Origin of the sequence: Novosphingobium sp. (assembly GCF_030696665.1) — a bacterium.
Taxonomy (GTDB): Bacteria; Pseudomonadota; Alphaproteobacteria; order Sphingomonadales; family Sphingomonadaceae; genus Novosphingobium.
Map to the genome: position 1 here is coordinate 140,942 of NZ_JAUYRV010000046.1, position 19,841 is coordinate 160,782.

At 61.6% G+C, this 19,841-nt stretch carries 18 protein-coding genes; 3 read left to right on the forward strand and 15 right to left on the reverse strand.

The window, feature by feature from the left end; genetic code table 11:
• Positions 1-3 precede the first annotated feature (3 nt).
• The 3 genes from Q8R81_RS13525 to Q8R81_RS13535 are packed head-to-tail and all read right to left on the reverse strand — an operon-like array spanning position 4 to position 4,581.
• Positions 4-1,137: a glycoside hydrolase family 68 protein gene (locus Q8R81_RS13525; protein WP_305618651.1), complete on the reverse strand. Its 1,134-nt coding sequence runs from the start codon at positions 1,135-1,137 to the stop codon at positions 4-6.
• Positions 1,138-1,159: 22 nt separating this feature from the next.
• The gene (locus tag Q8R81_RS13530) at positions 1,160-3,262 is read right to left on the reverse strand and encodes an alpha-galactosidase (protein ID WP_305618652.1); all 2,103 of its coding nucleotides are present in this window, start codon (positions 3,260-3,262) and stop codon (positions 1,160-1,162) included.
• Positions 3,262-4,581: an MFS transporter gene (locus tag Q8R81_RS13535; protein ID WP_305618654.1), complete on the reverse strand. Its 1,320-nt coding sequence runs from the start codon at positions 4,579-4,581 to the stop codon at positions 3,262-3,264. Before Q8R81_RS13535 ends, Q8R81_RS13530 begins: the two co-directional genes overlap by 1 nt.
• Before the next feature lie 330 nt (positions 4,582-4,911).
• Here Q8R81_RS13535 and Q8R81_RS13540 point away from each other — a divergent pair, with 330 nt between their 5' ends.
• On the forward strand, positions 4,912-5,865 hold the full coding sequence (locus tag Q8R81_RS13540) for an intradiol ring-cleavage dioxygenase (protein ID WP_305618656.1): 954 nt from the start codon (positions 4,912-4,914) through the stop codon (positions 5,863-5,865).
• Here Q8R81_RS13540 and Q8R81_RS13545 read toward each other — a convergent pair.
• The 12 genes from Q8R81_RS13545 to Q8R81_RS13600 all read right to left on the reverse strand — a co-directional run bounded on the left by Q8R81_RS13545 (position 5,862) and on the right by Q8R81_RS13600 (position 18,030).
• The gene (locus tag Q8R81_RS13545; RefSeq protein WP_305618658.1) at positions 5,862-6,869 is read right to left on the reverse strand and encodes a zinc-binding dehydrogenase; all 1,008 of its coding nucleotides are present in this window, start codon (positions 6,867-6,869) and stop codon (positions 5,862-5,864) included. The two genes, Q8R81_RS13540 and Q8R81_RS13545, sit on opposite strands and share 4 nt — an antisense overlap.
• 11 nt (positions 6,870-6,880) lie before the next feature.
• Positions 6,881-7,720, reverse strand: coding sequence for an SDR family NAD(P)-dependent oxidoreductase (locus tag Q8R81_RS13550; RefSeq protein ID WP_305618660.1), 840 nt, complete (start codon positions 7,718-7,720; stop codon positions 6,881-6,883).
• Positions 7,721-7,756: 36 nt separating this feature from the next.
• Complete coding sequence (locus Q8R81_RS13555) at positions 7,757-8,818, reverse strand: aromatic ring-hydroxylating dioxygenase subunit alpha (RefSeq protein WP_305618662.1); 1,062 nt, start codon at positions 8,816-8,818, stop codon at positions 7,757-7,759.
• A 9-nt stretch (positions 8,819-8,827) separates the two neighbouring features.
• Positions 8,828-9,361: a 2,4'-dihydroxyacetophenone dioxygenase family protein gene (locus Q8R81_RS13560; protein ID WP_305618664.1), complete on the reverse strand. Its 534-nt coding sequence runs from the start codon at positions 9,359-9,361 to the stop codon at positions 8,828-8,830.
• Positions 9,362-9,368: 7 nt separating this feature from the next.
• Positions 9,369-9,905 (reverse strand): 2,4'-dihydroxyacetophenone dioxygenase family protein, encoded by a 537-nt coding sequence (locus Q8R81_RS13565; protein WP_305618666.1) that lies wholly within the window; start codon positions 9,903-9,905, stop codon positions 9,369-9,371.
• 13 nt (positions 9,906-9,918) lie between these two features.
• Positions 9,919-10,452, reverse strand: coding sequence for a 2,4'-dihydroxyacetophenone dioxygenase family protein (locus tag Q8R81_RS13570; RefSeq protein ID WP_305618667.1), 534 nt, complete (start codon positions 10,450-10,452; stop codon positions 9,919-9,921).
• Between the two features lie 72 nt (positions 10,453-10,524).
• Positions 10,525-13,032 (reverse strand): TonB-dependent receptor, encoded by a 2,508-nt coding sequence (locus Q8R81_RS13575; protein ID WP_305618669.1) that lies wholly within the window; start codon positions 13,030-13,032, stop codon positions 10,525-10,527.
• A gap of 160 nt (positions 13,033-13,192) precedes the next feature.
• A complete protein-coding gene (locus Q8R81_RS13580; protein ID WP_305618670.1) occupies positions 13,193-14,131 on the reverse strand; it encodes a helix-turn-helix domain-containing protein in 939 nt (312 codons plus the stop codon).
• A 25-nt stretch (positions 14,132-14,156) separates the two neighbouring features.
• Entirely contained in the window at positions 14,157-15,407 is a 1,251-nt protein-coding gene (locus Q8R81_RS13585; protein WP_305618671.1) for an MFS transporter, read from the reverse strand.
• Between the two features lie 118 nt (positions 15,408-15,525).
• The gene (locus Q8R81_RS13590; protein WP_305618673.1) at positions 15,526-16,071 is read right to left on the reverse strand and encodes a VOC family protein; all 546 of its coding nucleotides are present in this window, start codon (positions 16,069-16,071) and stop codon (positions 15,526-15,528) included.
• A gap of 53 nt (positions 16,072-16,124) precedes the next feature.
• Complete coding sequence (locus Q8R81_RS13595; protein WP_305618675.1) at positions 16,125-17,138, reverse strand: NAD(P)-dependent alcohol dehydrogenase; 1,014 nt, start codon at positions 17,136-17,138, stop codon at positions 16,125-16,127.
• 85 nt (positions 17,139-17,223) lie between these two features.
• Positions 17,224-18,030 carry an IclR family transcriptional regulator C-terminal domain-containing protein gene (locus Q8R81_RS13600; RefSeq protein ID WP_305618677.1) on the reverse strand — a complete coding sequence of 269 codons (807 nt, stop codon included), beginning with the start codon at positions 18,028-18,030 and terminating at the stop codon, positions 17,224-17,226.
• Positions 18,031-18,153: 123 nt separating this feature from the next.
• On the opposite strand from Q8R81_RS13600, the gene Q8R81_RS13605 reads away from it, so the two are divergent.
• Positions 18,154-19,386 (forward strand): Tm-1-like ATP-binding domain-containing protein, encoded by a 1,233-nt coding sequence (locus Q8R81_RS13605; RefSeq protein ID WP_305618679.1) that lies wholly within the window; start codon positions 18,154-18,156, stop codon positions 19,384-19,386.
• A 7-nt stretch (positions 19,387-19,393) separates the two neighbouring features.
• Entirely contained in the window at positions 19,394-19,840 is a 447-nt protein-coding gene (locus tag Q8R81_RS13610) for a biotin/lipoyl-containing protein (protein WP_305618681.1), read from the forward strand.
• The last annotated feature ends 1 nt before the right edge of the window (position 19,841 follow it).

The window sequence follows — 19,841 nt, forward strand, 5'->3', positions numbered from 1 at the left end:
CCTTCAGCGCACCGTTACGCGGTCTCCGTCGAATGCCAAGTTGAAGCGCGGCGCGGGCGTTCCGCCAAAATTGCTGCGCAGCAATTCGGGATGATTGGCGGTCGTGCGACCCTCCATTCCCCAATAATCGACAAAGCTCCACACCTCACCCTCGCCGGTAACCCACCAGCTGTACGATTGCTTCGGCTCGGCATCGGGGTTGGCTGCCACCAGACCGCCGGAATTGACAGCACGCCACGGCCCGGCGAGGCTGTCTGCCACCGCGCCATACAGTCCATTCGGCCCGGCCACGGCATCGGGCGCGAAGGTGTGCGTCTGGGTGGACCAGAACAAATAATAGCGCCCCTTACGCACGATCACGTGTGGGCGCTCCAGTTCGTTGTTGATGCCCACCGCCTCGATCAGCGGATCACCCAGCACCCATTCGCCCTGCTCAAACGTGGCAATGCCGATATTGCCGTTGAAGGCATGGTCAGACCATGCCGCGCTGCCAGTGAATAGCAGATGCGCCTTGCCAGTAGCCGGATCGCGCAGCCAGGCTGGATCGCGGAAACCCTTGATGAGTCCGGGCGCGCCTTTGTCCTGCTTGTCCAGAACGTAGCGCACATTGTCTGCGGCAAAGATTTCGACAGGCGCGTGCCAATCGCCGGGACCGTCGGATCCAAGTCTGCCCCAGCTCAGGAACATGCGTTGCTCGCACGTCTCCTTTGCCTCACCCCAGCGGCCAGCGGCAGTGAAGAAATGCTGCACCGTTTCGCCATCATCCATCAGCACGCAGCAGCCTGCCCATTCCCGGCTGCCGGGCGTGAATCCATCGGCAAAGGCATTGCCATGATCACGCCAGCCATCATCTCCCCGCGAGAGAAGGCGGATGCGCGCGCGGCCATGACGCTGCACCGGATCGGCAAAGACGGGGGCCGAGAGGAAAAACCACCAGTTGCGCCCCATGTGCGAAACAGTGCGGCCATCCTCATGCGCCAGTGGCCAGCAATCCCACAGATCAAGGTCGTCAAACAGCCGCACGACATCGGTCTTGCCGATCAATGGGATGCGCGGAAGATTGCCGTAGGCAAGAGGCTCCCAACGGCTCGCACCGAACGGAGCAATCGATTGAACTTCAGTTGAAACCTTGGACATTGGGAACTTTCCGACGCGGCATTCAGGCGCGTTTGCGCAGGTGGAACAGGGTAACGGTTTCGGCCTTGCCCGGCGGCAGCGGCAGGCCATTGGCGCAGAGCCAGTCGGCGGCGAAGACCTGCGGCGCAGCCTTCATCGCATCGAACAGAGGCGCAGAGTGCGCGGCATGGCCACCCTGCCCCCCGGCAATGCGCAGCAACTGCACATCCCACGCACCGTCACGCCCGGCAAAGGGCAGCAGCAGCGGCTGGGGGCGGCGGTCCTGCGGCGGGGCGTTGCGGATGATGAAGAGCAGCATTTCATCTACCCGTCCCTGCGCCTGCCAGACCAGCCCGTCAGCGCCCTCGCCCAGCCACACGCGCCCCTGATGCAGCAACCCGCGCCATTGCTTATGAAAGGCAATCCAGTCGGCCAGCTCAGCCCGTTCCGCATCGCTCAGCGTGCGCGGGTCCATCTCCACACCAAGGTGACCTGTCATCGCCATCGCGGCACGGAAGCCAAGGCTGTGGCGCCGCCCCGTTGCATGGGCGGGGCTGGCTCCGATGTGCGATCCCATCACTTCGGGCGGAAGGAACGACAGGAACCCGTGCTGGATGCCGATGCGACTGACCGCGTCGATATTGTCGCTGGTCCAATAGCGGTGGCAGAAGTCGGCCATACCCACATCGTTGCGCCCGCCGCCCCCGGCACAGGCCTCAATTTCCACGGCGGGATGCGCAGCCTTGATCCGCGCAAGCAGATCATACGTCCCACGCACCTGTGCCGCACCGCCGGCCGGGGCAAGATCGCGGTTGTGGTCCCATTTTAGGTAGGTGATCGGCAGATCGCACAGCAGTGCATCAAGGCAGCCGAACAGATAATCGCGCACATCGGCCCGCCGCATGTCCAGCACAAGCTGGTTGCGCGCCGTCGGCCGCACGCGTCCATCGCTTGCCAAAGCCCAATCCGGGTGCGCGCGGTAGAGGTCGCTGTCGGGATTGATCATTTCCGGCTCTACCCACAGGCCGAACTCCATGCCGAGCGCGTTCACCCGCTCCGCCAGTGGTCCCAACCCGCGCGGGTACTTCGCAGGATCGGTGGTCCAGTCGCCTAAGCCCGCCGTGTCGTCGTTGCGCCCCCTGAACCAGCCATCATCAAGAATGAACCGCTCAACCCCCACTGACGCAGCCGCTTCGGCCAGTGCCACAATGCGCTCCTCGTCATGATCGAAGTAGCAGGCTTCCCACGAATTGAGATGCACCGGGCGCGGGCGCATCGCTCCACCCGACCAGCGCAGGCGGGCGCGCACGGCATCGTGAAACGCCGCTGCCGCGCCATTGCGGCCCTCCGTTGATATGGCAAGAACGGCATCAGGTGCCTGCCAGCTTTCACCCGGCGCAAGCCGCAATTCGCCCGGCTGCAACACAGCACCTGCCGAAAGCAGCCAGAACCCCTCGTCGTCCCGTTCAACCACGATGCGACTGTCGCCAGACCACGCCAGTTGCAGCGCGCGCACTGAGCCCGCATCAAAAGTCGCGCCCTCATCCAGCACATAAAGCCCGCCCGGCCCACCATGCCCCGACATGCCGCGCCGCCCTTCGCGCAACCACACCTGTTCCGGCATAGCTTCGCGGCATTCCACCAGTTCGGCGTTGTGCCGCCCACGCCATGAAACGATCTCGCGGGCACTCGCCGGGATCGGCAGAAGAGCGCTCGCCAGCCAATCGACATCGAAGCTGGCCATGCCAGTATTGCGCACAACGGAACGGCATACGAATGCTGCGCCCGACACTTCGAACGTCAGTTCCAGCGAAACCCCGGCCAGATCATCACGCAACGTGAAACCAACCTCTCCGGCGGTTTCGGTCACTACAGCAGAGCCAAAGGCTACGACCAGCGCAGATCCATCCGCATTGCGGAGCCGAAGCATTTCCGGTCCGAACCAGCCCAGTCCGCTTGTCGGAGCAATATCCAGCGGAACATCGGCGTCCATCGAATAGGACGCTGCCGTGCGCTGATCCGCCAGCAGCCAAAGCGCATCTGTCGCCACGCGCGCGCCACAATGCCGCCACAGCGGCGGCGCACCCACGCGCTGCTCCCACACCAGCGAAGCGTCGGCAGCGTGCAAAGCGATCATCGGCTGCATCAGGCTGCCACCGCCTGCGCCATCGCGCTCACACGGCCTTCACGCACCCACAGCACCGACAGCCCGGCCAGCATCAGGCAGACGCCGCAGAACATCAGCATGTTGCGCGGGTCATTGCCCAACACCAGCTTGTAGGCATCGAACCCGATCGACACGAAGCCGAGATCAAGGCGGCTCATCACCACTGCGAAAATCAACATCGGAATGACGATCATCATGTTGAAGATCCCCATGTAAACGCCAGTCCGTTGCGGTGGGATGGCATTGCTGAGGATAGCATAGGGGTTGCCCATGATGCTTCCCCACGCCAAGCCGATGCCCACGGCAGGCAGGAACAGTAGCGCCTTGTCGGTAATGCCCGGCAGCAGAAACATGCCTGCCCCGCCCGCAAACAGGCACAGCGCATGGAGAGGCCCCGGCCCGATGCGCCGCACCAGCGGCACCATCGCAAAGGCCGTGACAAACGCGATTGCGTTGTAGAACGCGGCAACCTCGCCGTTGGTCAGCACCGCCTCGCGGAACGCACCGGTTTGGACGTCGGACGTGCCATAGACCGTGCGGCTCATCGAATAGACTGCGTATGTCCAGTAACCCGACATGCCCACCCACTGGAACAGGCTCATCAGACCAAGCTTCCGCATTGCCACCGGCATATCCACAATCGCATCGCCAATTTCCCTCAGCGTTGCCCACGCACCCTTTGGCTGCGCGACGATGTGATCACGCTCCTGCACCGTCAAAGGGAGTTCAGGCACGCGCAGCACCGACCACAGAATCGTGGCCAGCGAAAGCACCGCACCAATCATGAAGACCACGCGCACTGTGTAGGGAATGCCGTGATCGTCCACCCAATCGCGGTTCATCCCAAAGCCGACCAGCAGCGACGGCGTGAGAAACGCCAGCATCTGGGCAAGGCCCGTGAACGCGCTCTGCGAAAGGAAGCCCGCCTGCCGCTGGTCAGGGTTGAGCCGGTCCGAAACATAGGCGCGGTATGGTTCCATCGTGATGTTGTTGCCCGCATCCAGTATCCACAACAGCGACATCGCCATCAGGATCGAACTGGAAAGCGGCATGAAGAACAGGCCGAGGCAGCACAGCACCGCCCCAATCAGAAAATAGGGGGTGCGACGGCCCCAGCGGCTCAGCGTCCGGTCGCTCATCGCGCCGATGATTGGCTGCACCAGCAGACCCGTGATCGGCCCGGCCAATTGCAGCATAGGCAACTGCGCTTCATCCGCGCCCAGATAACTGTAGATTGGCCCCATGTTGCCCTGCTGCAAGCCGAAGCTGAATTGCAGGCCAAGGAAGCCAAGATTCATTTCGAGTATGCGCGAAAGCGGAAGGTGCGGTCGCAAATGGCCCCCCGCTGCGGCGCTGACGCTACCGGTGCTGCTGCTTACGGTCACCTGCGCACTCTCCCTTCGGGCGGCTTTGCCTTTGCGGCTTGATTGGCCTCACTTCCTTCATGCCACAGCATTTTGACGCTGACAACAATCGATTGCACAAACGCGAGATGGTGCGAAGCGAAAGTTTTAACCAATGCAAATCAACATGATATGCAATCAATTTTGTCTTCCGACCAAGCATCGCAAAGGATTTCCACGCCCGGTCCGTTGAACAGGGACGCCACGGGAAGGGAATGACAAGTAATGCCGACTGAATTCACAGGCGCGAACGCGCACCAATCTGAACACATTCACGATCACGCCCATGAAGGCCTTGCTGCCGATCTCGCCCGGATCGAGCAACTGCGCGTCGGCCGCCGCCGCGCGCTTGCGTTGTTCGGCTCGGCCGGGGGGAGTGCCTTGCTATTCGGTTGCGGCGGCAGCGATGGTACAGCGTCCACCACGGCAACCACCCTATCGACGTCAAGCGCTACTGCGACAGCAACAGCGACAGCAACTGCCACGGCGACAGCAACCGCCACAGCTACCTCCGGCACATGCACTGCGCCATCAAGCGAAACCAACGGACCCTACCCGGCAGATGGAACCAACACATCTTCGGGCGTCACATCAAACGCGCTGACTGTCACCGGTGCAGTGCGCAGCGATATCCGCTCAAGTTTCGTCGGCTCTTCGACCGCAACCGCCACTGGCGTGACGATGACGTTCACCATCACGGTGGTTGATGTGAACAACGGCTGCACCCCACTGGCGGGCTATGCCATCTACCTTTGGCATTGCGACAAGAACGGCGCATATTCGCTCTATGACTTGCCGAACGAAAGCTACCTGCGTGGCGTGCAGGTGACCGACGCGAATGGTCAAGTGACTTTCACCACCATCGTGCCGGGCTGCTACAACGGCCGTTACCCGCACATCCATTTCGAGGTGTTCTCAAGCCTTGCGAACGCCACAAACGGCAATTTCGCGCGCCTGATCTCGCAGTTCGCCATCCCGGCGGCAGCCTGTGCGGCGGTCTATGCAACCACCGACTACGCCTCAAGCTTGCGCAACTACAACAACGGCAACAACTCTACCGCTTCGGACAACGTCTTCAGCGATGCCACCAGCGCGCAACTTGCTGTCATGACGCCAACAATGACCGGATCGGTTTCGGCAGGTTATACAGCCACCACAACCATCGGCATTGCCACCTAACCAAACGGATCGATCAACACCTTGCACTGGTGCGAACGTTGGCGCAGGCTTTCGAACACATCGGGCGTCGCATCCAGTGCAATGGTGTCGGTTACCAGCAAACGCGGCTCCACTGCGCCGCGATCCAGCGCATCGAGTGCCGCCTCATACTCCTGCCGCGTGAAGAAGGCGGACGTTACCAACTTCACCTGCTTCGACAGCATAGCAAAGCTGTTGAACGTGTCGGGCCGCGTGCAAAGGCCCAGCAAAACGATGGTGCCGCCATTGCGCACCTGCTCCACACCCTGCGCGATCAGGCCGGGCACACCAACGCACTCGAAAACGACATCGGCCTTCCCGCCCAAAGCGCGTTCGGCACTGCCCACCGGATCGGCAGCATCCACCACAAAGTCATGCGCGCCCATCTGCATCGCACGCTCAAGCTGCCATTCGGCCAGATCCTGCACCACCACGCGCCCAGCACCAAACCGCCGCGCCCAGAACGCCACGGCAAGGCCAATCGGCCCAGCACCCAGCACCAGCACCTTGTCACCGATGGTCATGCCGCTCAACGCCACGCCATGCAGGGCAACGGCCAGCGGCTCCACAATCGCGCCATCGGCTAAGCTGGCGCTGGCGGGCAGGCGAACGCACTGGTTCGGCCGGGTCAGCGCATATTCGGCATATCCCCCACCCTGCAGCCCGAACGCCTCGCACCACTGCACTGCGCCGGTGCGGCAGGCGTGGCATTGCCCGCAACTTTTCAGCGGGATGACCGAGACGAGATCGCCAGTGCGCAGGCCTTCCACACCCTTGCCCAGCGCGACGACTTCGCCCGCAAATTCATGCCCGAGGATTGAGCCTGCCGTTTGGCCATAGGCGGCGTCTTCGGTCATGTGCAGGTCTGATCCGCAGATGCCGCAGCGGCCCACCTTGACCACCACATCGCCTTCGCCGGGCGTCGGGTCGTCGATGGTTTCGATGGCAAGCGGCTTGTGCAGGCCCTGCATCACGGCGGCGCGCATGGCTGATACTCCTACTTGTACTTGCCGAGCATCATGCCGCCATCGATCACCACGTGGCTGCCGGTCATGTAATCCGATGCATCCGATGCCAGCAGCAGGGCCAACGGTTTGAGTTGTTCGGTCTCGGCAACTTGCCCCAACGGCACGATCGCATCCCAAGCCGCCCGCGCGACCGGGTCTTTTTTCAGCCAGCCCCCGCCGATGTTGGTCACAAACGGCCCCGGCGCAATCGCGTTGATACGAATGCCGAACTCTGCCAATTCCAGCCCCAGCGCACGCACCATGTGCAACACGCCTGCCTTTGCAGGCATATAAGGCAGGCCAACGATCGGCTCTGTCACCAGCCCCGCATTCGATGCGGTGGTGATGATCGATCCACCGGTCCGGCCATTGGCACGCCCGTCCTGCTTCATGATCCGGACCGCGTTGCTCACGGTATGGAACACGCCATTGAGGTTCACCTGAATCGAGCGTTCCCAGCGTTTGTGATCGTAGGTGTCGACCTGCCCATCGGGATTGCGGTGCCCTGCCGGGTTCCAGAACCCCGCGCCGGTATCAATGCCGGCATTGGCGAAGCAGATGTCCAGCCCGCCATAGGCCTTGGCGTGCGCGTCAAACGCTGCCACCACCTGATCCCAGTCGGCCACGTCGATCTTGTCGGCACGCACTTCGTAGCCCTCGGCACGCAGTCGAGCGGCCTCGCGCTCGGCCCCTTCGGCGTCGATGTCGGCCAATGTCACTGCCGCGCCTGCCTCAGCCATCGCCTCGGCATAGGCAAGGCCAATGCCCGATGCTGCCCCCGTCACAAGCGCAGAGCGCCCCTTGATATCGAACCTGTCGAGCGTTCCCATTAGCATCCTCTTATCGTTGTAATTTCAGTCTGTGCGCTACTGCTTTTCCCGTTCGATCAGCCTTTGCAGCATGCGTCTTGCCCGCACGCCGCCGCCATCGCCGCCAAGGATCAGCGGCCGTAGTTCCCAGAAGTCGGCCCCACGCATCAACCGGTGGCTGTCGCGGATGATCGGCATGTCCTCCTGCTCGAACGCAAATTCCAGCGCCCCGCGCATTGCCGCTGTAAACTCGGCATCACTCAGCTTGTAATCCCGCGCTGTTGCCCAGAAGTAGTGCGTGGAATCCGGCGTCTCGGGCGTGAATGCGTGGAGCGATGGCAGCAACGTGCAATCTTCATGCGGCGTCCCCGGTTCGCCTGCTCGGAAATCGAAATAGAGCACGCCCGGCGCGTGCCATTTGACCATGCCGTAAAAGTCCTGCGGCCGACCCTCGGTGCCCATCACTGCTGATATGCCCACCGAAAGCAGATCGTTCAGCCGCACATATTCGGCATAGACGTTCTCGCCATCCTGCCAGAACTTGCGCTCGCCTTCGGTAAAGGCGCTCGCCACCAGCGCTGGATGCACGAAGTTGGCGTGGCTCAGGTCAAGGATGTTGTCGCTGTAAAGCTCGAAGTGCCCCTCGGCCACAGTTGCCCCGCGCACCGCTTCCCACTTCGGGTCGGACAGCCACGCAAAGTCCGGTATCAGCGCGGGGTCGGCCTTGGCTGGCTCACCCATCCATATCCATAACAGCGCGTGCCGTTCAACCAGCGGATAGACCCGCAACTGTGCATCTGGGAGTTGCCCCCCGGGATGCGGATTGTGGACGCAGTGCCCACCGCCATCGAACCGCAGCCCGTGGTAGGGGCACATCAGCGCACCCTCAACCACGCTGCCGTGCCCCAACGGCGCAAACCGGTGTGGGCAGCGCCCACTTACCGCCTGCGCCACGCCATCCCCATCACGGAACAGCGCCACGGGTTCTTCCAGAAAAGTCCGTTGCTGCGGTGCTTCACCCAGATCGCCAGCCCATCCGGCAACGTACCAGGTGTTGCGCAGATAGGTGCCCTCCGGCTTGGCGGAGAGCTTCGGAACCGGAACCTTCTCCCCGCTCACGCCGTGCGCCTACAGATAAAGCGCAGGGTTGATCGCGATGCCATGCTCTTTGCAGTAGCTTTCGTAGTGATTCATGAACCACCACACGTCGAGCGTTTCCACATGGTTGCCATGCTCGTCGAAAAACTCGTTCGCCCCCTGCATGTGGAACAGCGCCTTCATGCCGCCCGGATCATCGGTCACCAGCGTGTGTGCGGTGCCCGGCGTTTCGGTGATGAAATCACCCGCACGGCATACCCAATCGTATTCGAGATAGCGGAACGACCCCTCCAGCCCGACAGCCCAGACTTTGCCGCCATGCTTGTGCGTGCCGATCACGCCCGGCCCTTTGATCCACAGGATGTTGACGTAGATGTTCTCGCGGACGTCGAATGCCAGATGCCGGATTGCGGCATTGGGGCCGAACGGCACCCACGGGCTTTCGGCGTCGGACGATCCCACATAGGTGCCCTCCACGCCCTTGGCGCGGATCAGGTCTCCGTACAGTTCCGGCACGTCAACAATCTTGTATGCCCCGGAAGGGGGTGCTTTCATCGTGCCCATAATTGCCTCACAGATAGAGCTTGGGGTTGATCGCAAGGCCGTTCTCGCGGCAGTGCGTCTCGTAGTGGTTGTTGAACCACCACACGTCGGTTGTATCCACCAGCACCGCGTTTGAATCGTAGAACTCGATCGGTCCCTGCATCCACCCGAACAGCTTGCAGCCCTGCGGATGGTCGGTGACGAGCGTATGGCTCTCACCCGGCGTTTCGAGGATCAGTCCGCCCGGCGTCGCTACCCAATCATATTCCAGATAGCGCACGCTGCCTTCAAGGCAGACCATCGTGATCGTGCCGCGATGGAAATGCGTACCGATCACGCCGGGGCTTTTGACCCACAGGATGTTCGAATACAGGTTTTGCCGCACATCGAACGCCAGATGCTTGATCGCAGCATTATCCCCAAACGGCACCCACGGACTGTCCACATCGGTCTGCGCATCAATATAGCGCCCGCCGGGGCTAAGCCGCGCCACCAGTTCCTTGTGCGCAAATGGCACGTCGACAATCGCGGCCTTGTTCGATGGCGGTGCGGTCATCACGGTCATGTTAGCTATCCTCTCAACGGATCAGCGTATCGACATAGTCAGCGCCGATACCGACCTTGTCGTAATGCTCGCGCGCGGCTTTGATGTAATCGAACACGTCGTAATGGCCGGTGGTGTTGCCTTCCTCGTCCAGCCACATCAGCGGGCCGGAAACCACGAAGAACACTTTCATCGGGTCTTCATGTTCGTAACAGACCAGCGTGTGGCTCTCACCCGGCGTTTCATAAACGAAGTCGCCAGCGGTCGCGGTCCACTCATGCTCAAGATAGGCCCACTTGCCGCTGATCGTGTAAGCCCAGATCGGGTGCGGATGGTAATGGCGGTTCACCAGCCCCGCCGATTTGCTCATCAACACGTCGGCCCACATGTTCTTCGATGGGCTGATCCAGACCGGCTTGGAAAACACCGTCTCCGAAATCGGCACCCAGTAGCGTTCGTCGCCCTCAGCAATCTTGGGCAAGTAGACTTCCGGCAGGCTGCCCTCACGGAACACCTTTTCTACCGGCTTCAGGTCTTTCCAGAATTCACTGTGCGCCGCTTCAGCCATTTTCTCTCTCCAAAGGGTCCAGCCTGCGGGCAGGGCTTCAAAAACACCCTGCCCGAGACCGAATTTACAGGATTAGAAGTTGATCCCGAGCCGCGCGTACCACTCACGCGGACGGCTGTAGGTGCCGTAGAACTGGCCACCGGCGATCTGTGCCTGGCCCGTTACCAGATAACGCTCGTCGGTGAGATTGGTCGCACCAACCGTCAGATCCCAGTTGCCGCCCGAACGATAGCTTACGCTTCCGTTCACCAGATCGGTCGCCGGACGCTGCAGCAGGAATGCCCGCTCGGTGTCGTTCCACAGCGACGAGCTGTGGGTGTAGTCCGCCAGGAAGACGATGCTGGCATCGCCCAAGTTCACTTCGTAGCGTGGGCTGATGTTGAACTTCCATTTTGGCGTCTTGGGAAGGTCTGCACCCGGGAAAACGCCGGCCTGGAACGGATTGGCCGCAACTTGCGCCCCTGCCAGAACATTCGTGTACTTGGCATCCGTATAGCCAACCGAGGCGGTGATCAGGAAGCTATCAACCGGAGCGACCGTCGCCTCGACTTCAAAGCCCTTGATCCGCGCATCGCCCGCGTTCTGGACCGTCGGCGAGGTGCCCTGCTGGAAGTTCAGCTGGATACCCTTGTACGCTGTGGTGAATACTGCAGCGTTGATTTGCAGCCTGCGGTCAAGCAGCGTGGACTTTATGCCAGCTTCCCAAGTTGTTGCCTTTTCCTCGTCGAAATCCGGTGCCGTTGGCAACGGGTTCGAAAGGCGGGTGGTCCAGCCCCCGGTCTTGTAACCCTTTGACCAGCTGGCATAGGCCATCACGTCCTCGCTCGGGTGGAACTGAAGGCCCACTTTCGGCGCGAAGTTGGTGAACACCTTCTTCTGCGTTCCGGCGATGTAGTAACGCAGTGGCTGACCCGGATTGGGAAACTCTGCCGCCATCCGGCATGCTTCCGAAATCGGATTGATCGATGCACATGGCGGCACACCGACCTGATTGAGGATCTTGTACGTCAGGCCGTTTGCGTCCGACTGGAAGCCTTCGAACGACTTGTTTTCCTTGGTGTAACGGCCACCAACAGTGATGCCGAACTGTTCGACCGGGCGATAGTCGATCTGGCCGAAGAACGCATAGTTCTTGGTTGCAAGATCGTTTGGTCCGTCAACCTGCAGCAGGCCTTCCGCAAACGTCACATAGTCATGCAGATCGCCTGCTTCCTTGAAGAAGTAAGCGCCCAACACATAGTTCAGCTTCTTGTCCATCGCCGAACCGTTGAGCTGCAGTTCCTGGCTGAACTGCCACTGGTTCATGGTGAAGCTGGTGTGCAGGAAGTTCAGCGGCGAACCGTCGACATCCATGCCCACATTCCAGTGAAGCTCGCGATAGGCCGTGATCGATTTCAGCGTCATCGTGTCCGACAGATCGAACTCGATCGTGCCCGAACCGCCATAGGACGTGAGCTTGGAGTAATTGTTGCCGTTGGCATAGCTTGTGTCGATGTCGCTGGTTACGAAGCGATCGTCATAAGGCAGGCGATTGTTGCTTGGATCGGCGTCCGCGTTTACGCCAAACACGGTCGGGTTGTCGAAGATCGAGTTAAGGCCGCCGATGCCACCAAGGTATGCAAAGGAAGGAGGGCCGCCCCCGCAAGTGGCAGCATCACCGACCACTCCGGCAATCGCGCAGTTATAAGTTCCGGCGAACACGGCTGGCGTTGTCTTGATCAGACGGTTGGCAAGCTGCGACTGGTCAATCTTCGAATAATCGCCCGAAAGCGTCACACGGAAATTCGAACCATTGTCATAGCGCAACTTCGAACGCAGGTTGAAGCTGTTGTCACCGCCTTCAGTGCCAAGACCGATATTCCCGTACCCGGCAGCCTTGTAGCGTGTGATCGCCGTCGAAGCTGTGTTCTCGAAGCCAGGAAATGCGATACGCTTGACATAGCCATCGCGGTTCTTGGTGGCAAAGCTGACCGACGAGCTGAGACCTTCGGTCAGCGGAATATCAACCGTTCCGCGCGTCTGGATCAGGCCAAAACGCCCAACCGTGACATCGCCCTTGAAGCGGAATTCATCGCCCGGATCGTGCGTGACGATCGAAATTGCGCCACCAATGGTGTTACGGCCAAACAGCGTGCCCTGCGGACCTTTCAGCACTTCGACGCGCTCTACGTCGGGCAGATCCTGGTTCGCACCAACCGAACGGGCCAGATAAACGCCGTCGAGGTAAATGCCGACGCCCGGATCGATGTTGAACGCAAAATCGTTCGCGCCGATGCCGCGGATATAGGCCGACAGCACTGCCGACGAACCGGAAAATGGCGTGCCGGCATCAAGCGTGACGTTCGGCGAAATGTTGGAAAGCGATGCAACACTCGTAACCGCGCGTTCCTGCAATGCATCGGCACTGAACGCCGAAATCGCGATTGGCACGTCCTGCACGTTTTCTGCACGCTTTTGTGCTGTGACCACGATCTGGGCGATGCCACCCGTGCTTGCCTCTGCTTGCGCACTTTCCTGCGCAAGTGCCGGTGCGGCGATGGCCGCTGCCATTGCGGCAATGGATACCGATGCTATTCTCATTCTTTTCTCTCCCTGTTGGTCCTGGTGGTGGAACCTCCTGCAAAGGTGGCTCCCAAGATCTCGCCAGCGTGATACGTGCTGACGGAAACGGTGGCTTGCACTGGCGCGCAAGCCGATCAGGACTGACGCGCAATTGCTGCGCGGCAGGCCGCTGATTTCTCTACATAGTACGGCGCCCCAGCCTCCAGTCGCGCGGCGCTGCGCCAAACTGCTGGCGGAAGCACCGCGTGAAATAGGCGCTGTCGTTGAAGCCCAGTTCAAACGCGATCTCGGTGATGCTGGCATCCGGGCGTGCGACCAGTCGGTCGGCTGCGCGCTTCAGCCGCTGTTCCAGCACATAGGTGGTCGGCGTCGTACCCATCGCGGCGAACACGTTCTGCACGGTCCGCATGGAAATACGGCAGGCATCGGCAATCGATGCCGTGCGCAGTGAAGGGTCTTCAAGATGCGCGGCAACCATCGCCGTCACCCGCGCCCGAAGATCGTCGTCGCCGCCCATCGCCTGCGGCCGCTGCGCTCCACGCATGGCCATTGCGGCAAGGTCATAGAACACCGCGTTGACGCCGGTTTCCCACTCGGGGTCTTCACCCGCCCGCTCACCGTGCTGCCACAGCGAAAGCAGGAAATCGTGGAACACCCGCCCGCCCGGCGTCGATCCGCACATGCGCTGCATCAGCGCATCGTCCACGCCCGGAAAGCGCTCAACCAGCGGTGCGCGCGGAAACTCCACCACCAGCATTTCATGGCCGCTTAGCTTGATGGAGTACGGCTCGTGCGGGCTGGCCAGCACGAAGTCACCCGGCTGCAGCGCACATTCCGCACGCTTCTGCGCATGCTCACTTGTGCCCCGGCATTGCAGGTGCAGGATCAGCCGCTCCTCATTCTGCGACAAGGGCGTACGCCCCACCCCGGAATGCGTGGAATCGGTGCGGATCATATCGAGTTGGCCAACCCGCCATGCCAGCATCCGCCCGGCAAAATCCTCACCCGGCACATTCACGAACGTGCCGGTGAAAACGCGGTCAGCAATCTCGTTCCAATACCGCGCGCGATCCTGCGGAGCCACATCGCCCGTGTTGAACTTGAGAAGCGCAGTCATCGTTCTTCTCCCGCTTTCGTGAGGCTCAGGCAAATGCCGGAGCGGCGCGCCGCGCGACGACGCGCGGTGCGGATTCAATCAGTCCCAGTGTGCAAATTCCTGCCAGCACCGCGCAGACCAGCATCAGCCACAGCGGTGCGGCCAAGCCGTAAACGTCGGCCATCGCGCCTGCGAAAAGTGGCGCGAGCACGCCGCCCAGAACTTCGCCTGCCCCCATCACAACGCCGGTCAGTGTGGCGGTCAGGCGTGGATCAACAGATTCTGCCGGGATCGTCGCCATGAACATCGGGAACAGGCCGTTCAGCCCCCACCCGAAGAAGAAAATCGTCGCCAGCATCAGCGTCGAACCCTGATAATACAGCCCCGCCAGCGGCAGGATCACCCCGAGGAACGAAAAGAAGATCATCACCGGCCGCCGCCCGATGGCGTCAGAGATGGCAGGAACCACAAAGCTGCCCAGCCCCGCCGAAATCCCCAGCGTCGCCATCAGCCAGCCCATCGTTTCAGGATCGAACCCGCGCGCCTTGGTCAGGAACAGCGGCATAAACGCCCAGCAAACCACCAGATAGGACACGAGCAATATCGAGATCATCGCGCACAGGATCACGTTGCGGTGGCGAAACGCCTCACGCAGTGTCACCGTCGGGGCGGCTTCATCATGCACCTCCGCAGGCGGTTCGCGCAGGGTGAACCAGATCAACGCAGCCGTTACCAAGCCCGGCAAGGCAGCAAGGTAGAACCCCGTGCGCCAACCCACCGCCACAGCCACCGGCACCAGCAGCAGCGGCGCAAGTCCCGATCCCAGCAGGTTCGACCCAAGGTTCTGCGCTACGCCCATCGCCAGCCCGCGCCGCTCAGGGGCAACTTCGGCGACGATCATCGAATGGCTGACCGGCATCACGCCACCTTCAGCCGCCCCCATCAGCAGGCGCGCGCCCAGCAGCATCAGGAACGATGACGCAGCGCCCGATATGAACGAGCACAGGCAGAACGCCACCGTGGCCACCACGATCACCGGCTTGCGCGATCCCAGCTTGTCAGAAATCCGCCCGACCGCCAGCCCGGAAAGCGCCCAGGTGAGCGATAATGCAGAGCTGAACATGCCCACTTGCGTATTGCTCAGTTGCAGGTCCGGTTGAACGAACGGCATCAGGAAGTTGAGCGCGTTGCGATCAAAGAACAGGATGCCGAAATTGAGGCTCAGCAGCGCAGTTACCCAGATCTGGTAACCCCCGCCCCGCGCCTTTTCGGCCTTGTTATCCGCCCTGCCCAACATCGCTTTCTCCCAAAATCCTTCTCGCCGGTCAGTTGCCGACATTGCCTTCGTTCTAGGTCGCCTTGTCACTCCTCTCTTGCATTGGCGCGCATCTCGACCGGGACCAGCGCGCAACGGATCAAATGAATGGCCGTACCGGGTCCGAACCATCCCAGTCCTGCGAAGCGCGCCACATCGCGGTAAAATGCACGTCCATCCCGGGCGTTGCGGGGATCAGTTCCAGAAAGCCGGGAGCCGCTGCATCGCCACCTTCAAGATAGGCCACGCTGCCCCCGGTCGGCACGGCCGCCTTGAAAGCCAGCGAATATCCCCGCGCCAGATAGTCCGGCAGCGCTGCGTCCACGTCAGCACAGGCAATCCCGAAGTGGTGGAAGCCGTATCCGCGCTGCTCGATCGTCTCGCGATAGACCGAAGGATTGGCGTCCAGTGGCTGGATCAGTTCGATCTGCATGTGCCCGACAAAGCCCATCGCAATGGTCACATCGGCAGTGGAAAGCTCACCCCGGTAAAACTGCTCAGCACTCAGAAAATGGTTGAGCAAGAAGAACGGCCCCGCCGCGCAATCGCGCTGAAAATGCGCAATCGAAGCGCGCACGTCCTCCACCACGAAAGCGGTCTGCATCACGCCCCCAAAGGGCTGACCAAAGCCAAGCATCTGCCTCATTTTACCCTCTCCGCGCCCCGCCTCTGCCGTGCGGCATCACCAAAACTTCGCGCCTAAAGCGTTATGGCCACTTTCCCGAACAGCCCCGCTGATGATTGATAGGCAAAGGCGTCCTTCAGCCCCTCCATCGCAAAGCTGCGGTCCACCACCGGCTTGATCCCATGCGCATCGATGAAGGCATTAAGCCGCTGCGCCATGCCCTTGGACCCCACGAAGATCCCCCGGATCGATGCGCCCTTGAACATCAGCCCATGCGGGCTGGTATCACCCTCGCGCGTCAACACGCCGATCAGCGCAATCTCTCCGGCAAAGCCAACGGCGGCGATAGACTGCTTGAGCGTCCCCGCCCCGCCAACTTCCACAACCTTATCCACACCCCCGCCAGCGATCCGTGCCGCCTCAGCGCCCCATTCGGGCGTGGTGCGGTAATTGATCACATGATCGGCACCCAGCGCCTTCACGCGCTCCAGCTTTTCATCAGACGAAGACGTCGCAATCACCGTTGCGCCCGCCGCCTTGGCAATCTGCAAAGCCAGCAGCGAAACGCCGCCGGTGCCCAGCACCAGCACGGTATCCCCCGCCTTCACCGGGCGAGGCCCCTCCATCAGCGCGTTCCAAGCCGTCACGCCAGCGCAAGGCAGGCACGCGGCCTCGGTAAAGTCGAGCGTCTCCGCCAGCTTCACCACGCCATGCTCTGGCAGCACGACCATGTCCTGCAGCATCCCCGGCGCAGGCGGCGCACCCAGCGCCACGCCCATTCCGGGATTGGGCAGCCCGTCCATCCAGTCCTGAAAGAAGATCCCCGCAACCCGGTCGCCCACGGCCAGCGAGGTAACGCCCGCACCCACCGCCACAACCTCGCCGGCACCGTCAGACAGCGGCACAGTGTCCTGCTGCACCACACCGCCCATATAGAGGCCCAACGGTATGATCTGGTCACGGAAGTTCAGCGAACACGCCCGCACCCGCACCGCCACTTCGCCTGCACCGGGCGCTGGCTCTGCCGCCTCGACGAGCTTCAGCCCGTCAAGCGAGGTTGATCCTGCAGAAATCAGCCACTGGCGCATTATTTTTCTCTCCCTGTCCGGAGAGCATCACCGATTCAGGGCCAAGAGATAATCAGCAGGACAAACCGATTTCACCAGATGAAACTTAATTGGGCTTCTGTTCCAAAGCCGCCCCGATTGCCCGTGCCGTAGCCTTCAGCGCGTCAAGATGCCGCTGCACCACCGCCTCGTCCGCGCCGCGCCGTCCGGGCCAGGTCACGTTGATCGTGGCAATCGGCGATCCCGCCACCATGATCGGCACAGCCATAGACCGCCGACCATCGCGCAGGATCATCTGTTTCGAACGGTCGGCCCACGGCAGCAGCGGATCGCGCGTGGCATAACCGCGCTGGCGCACCGTCTGCAGCATCTGCCGCAGTTCTGCCTCGCTCCCCTCAGGCGGGTTGGCCGGGCGCAGCCGGTCGATGATCGAATCTCGCTCCGCATCCCCGCATGCCGCCAGGTAGGCCCGCCCCGTCGCCGTATGAATATACGACAGCTTGACGCCCACCGGACCCAGAATCGCAGAATCCAGTCTGAACAGCGGGCTGTTCGTCTCCAGAATCTCCATATGATCGAGTCGCGGCGCTGCCAGCACCGATGGCCATGCGATCCGCGTGGACAGCGCCTTCATATGCGGTGATGCGATCTCGGCGATGTGGGCCGGAGACGTGACCAGCGCTCGCTCCACCCGGTCCACATGCGGCAGATAGGCCCCATCGGCCAGCCTTTGCCAGACCAGCCCCTTCTGCCCCAAAGTCACCAGCATCCGCAGCAATGTGGCCTTCGCCAGCCCTGTTGCCTGATGCAACTCATGCAAACTTGCTGCTTTTCTGGTCTGCACTTCAATAAGCACATCCAGCCCACGCTCAAGCGCGCGGACAGTTTTCACCCGCCGTTCCAGCATCCTCATCTCTCCCGGCTGTTGACCTATGGCAAAATCGGCGTTTCACCTTGTGGAACGCAAAATCCCGAAACCCCCGTGCAATGTCAACCACTCTGTCGCACCAATGGGGAACGGAGAGGATAACAACGAATGACCACCCCATCTCAGAACAGGCCAAGCGTCCTGTTCATTTGCACGCAGGATACCAAGGAAGAAGAAGCGCACTTCACGCGGGCGGCGCTCGAAGCCGCCGGAGTGGATGTCGTCCATCTCGATTCCAGCGTGCGCCGCACTGTCGGCGGTGCAGAGATCGCACCTGAAGCAGTTGCGCAAGCAGCAGGCATGACCATCGAACAAGTCCGCGCACTGGGCCACGAGGGAAAGTGTCAGGGCGTTATGATTCGGGGTGCCATCGCTGCCGCCCACGCATGGGACGCCAAGGCCCCCGTATCCGGCATCCTCGCTGTCGGAGGCTCAATGGGTTCCGCGCTTGCCGGTGCGCTCATGCAAAGCTTCCCTTACGGCCTGCCCAAGCTGATCGTCTCCACAATGGCCTCTGGCTTCACCAAGCCCTACATGGGCGTGAAAGACATCGCGATGATGAACGCGGTGACCGATATTTCGGGCATCAACACCATCAGCCGCGACGTTTTCCGCAACGCTGCCAATGCCGTGGCTGGCATGGCCAAGGGCTATGACCGCGATAAAGGCCCAGCCAAGCCGCTGGTCCTGATCACTACGCTCGGCACCACCGAAGCCAGCGTGAAGCGCATCCGCCAATCGCTTGAATCCGATGGCTGCGAAGTCATGGTGTTCCACTCCTCGGGTGCCGGCGGCCCCACGCTCGATGCGCTGGCGCAGGACAAGGACGTGGCGCTGGTGCTCGACCTGTCACTGACCGAAATTCTCGATCACCTGTTTGGTGGACTTGCGGATTCCGGCCCCGATCGCGGCAAGGCGGCACTGGCCAAGGGCATCCCCACGATCATCGCGCCGGGCAATGCCGATTTCATCATCGGTGGCCCGCTCGAAGTGTCGGAAGTCCAGTTCCCCGGCCGTCGCTATCATGAACACAACCCGCAGCTCACCGCCGTGCGCACCACGGTTGAAGACCTGAAGCGCCTTGCCGATCACCTCGCCGCCAATGTGCGCGAGGCAAAAGGCCCGGTCCGCGTTTTCACCCCATTGGTCGGCTTTTCCAGCCATGACAGCGCACAGGGCCATTTGCAGGATCTTTCCGTCCCGCGTCCCTTCGCCGAATATCTGGCGCAGGTCATGCCGGAAAACGTACCTGTCCACGCCATCGATTCCCACTTCAACGACGAGGCCTTTTCCGATGCGGTGATTGCCGCCGCGCGTGAAATGCTGGCCGCAAAGAACTGATCAGCCCATGACCGATGACCTTCCACTGACTCACGAAGATATTGCCGAAATCGCCGCGCTTCTCGAAAACTCGGGCTATCGCGAACTCGATCTCGCCACCCGCCGATTCCGTCTGAGAGTTGCCAAAGCCGAAGGCGGCGAAGGCGGCCTGACACAGGAATGGCAATGGGCAGGCGCATCGGGTGAAGTCGCCGCCGAAGCCGCGGTTGCGCAAGCCGATCCGCAGGCCATCTGCTCACCTCTGCCAGGCACGTTTTACCACGCGCCCCAGCCCGGCGCGCCGCCATTTGTGCAAGTTGGCGATGAAGTCGGCCCTGAAACGGTCATCGGCATTGTTGAAACGATGAAGCTGATGAATCCCGTCCACGCCGGGCGCAGCGGCACGATTGCTGAAATGATTGTTGCCGATGGCACGCTGGTCGCCAAGGGCCAAGCGCTGATGCGGCTTAGCTGAC

Bases quoted from the DNA above. Each gene is read 5' to 3' on its own strand.
- Q8R81_RS13525 (WP_305618651.1), bottom strand. From the start codon at position 1,137: ATGTCCAAGGTTTCAACTGAAGTTCAATCGATTGCTCCGTTCGGTGCG.
- Q8R81_RS13530 (WP_305618652.1), bottom strand. From the start codon at position 3,262: ATGCAGCCGATGATCGCTTTGCACGCTGCCGACGCTTCGCTGGTGTGG.
- Q8R81_RS13535 (WP_305618654.1), bottom strand. From the start codon at position 4,581: ATGAATCTTGGCTTCCTTGGCCTGCAATTCAGCTTCGGCTTGCAGCAG.
- Q8R81_RS13540 (WP_305618656.1), top strand. From the start codon at position 4,912: ATGCCGACTGAATTCACAGGCGCGAACGCGCACCAATCTGAACACATT.
- Q8R81_RS13545 (WP_305618658.1), bottom strand. From the start codon at position 6,869: ATGCGCGCCGCCGTGATGCAGGGCCTGCACAAGCCGCTTGCCATCGAA.
- Q8R81_RS13550 (WP_305618660.1), bottom strand. From the start codon at position 7,720: ATGGGAACGCTCGACAGGTTCGATATCAAGGGGCGCTCTGCGCTTGTG.
- Q8R81_RS13560 (WP_305618664.1), bottom strand. From the start codon at position 9,361: ATGGGCACGATGAAAGCACCCCCTTCCGGGGCATACAAGATTGTTGAC.
- Q8R81_RS13565 (WP_305618666.1), bottom strand. From the start codon at position 9,905: ATGACCGTGATGACCGCACCGCCATCGAACAAGGCCGCGATTGTCGAC.
- Q8R81_RS13570 (WP_305618667.1), bottom strand. From the start codon at position 10,452: ATGGCTGAAGCGGCGCACAGTGAATTCTGGAAAGACCTGAAGCCGGTA.
- Q8R81_RS13575 (WP_305618669.1), bottom strand. From the start codon at position 13,032: ATGAGAATAGCATCGGTATCCATTGCCGCAATGGCAGCGGCCATCGCC.
- Q8R81_RS13580 (WP_305618670.1), bottom strand. From the start codon at position 14,131: ATGACTGCGCTTCTCAAGTTCAACACGGGCGATGTGGCTCCGCAGGAT.
- Q8R81_RS13585 (WP_305618671.1), bottom strand. From the start codon at position 15,407: ATGTTGGGCAGGGCGGATAACAAGGCCGAAAAGGCGCGGGGCGGGGGT.
- Q8R81_RS13590 (WP_305618673.1), bottom strand. From the start codon at position 16,071: ATGAGGCAGATGCTTGGCTTTGGTCAGCCCTTTGGGGGCGTGATGCAG.
- Q8R81_RS13595 (WP_305618675.1), bottom strand. From the start codon at position 17,138: ATGCGCCAGTGGCTGATTTCTGCAGGATCAACCTCGCTTGACGGGCTG.
- Q8R81_RS13600 (WP_305618677.1), bottom strand. From the start codon at position 18,030: ATGAGGATGCTGGAACGGCGGGTGAAAACTGTCCGCGCGCTTGAGCGT.
- Q8R81_RS13605 (WP_305618679.1), top strand. From the start codon at position 18,154: ATGACCACCCCATCTCAGAACAGGCCAAGCGTCCTGTTCATTTGCACG.
- Q8R81_RS13610 (WP_305618681.1), top strand. From the start codon at position 19,394: ATGACCGATGACCTTCCACTGACTCACGAAGATATTGCCGAAATCGCC.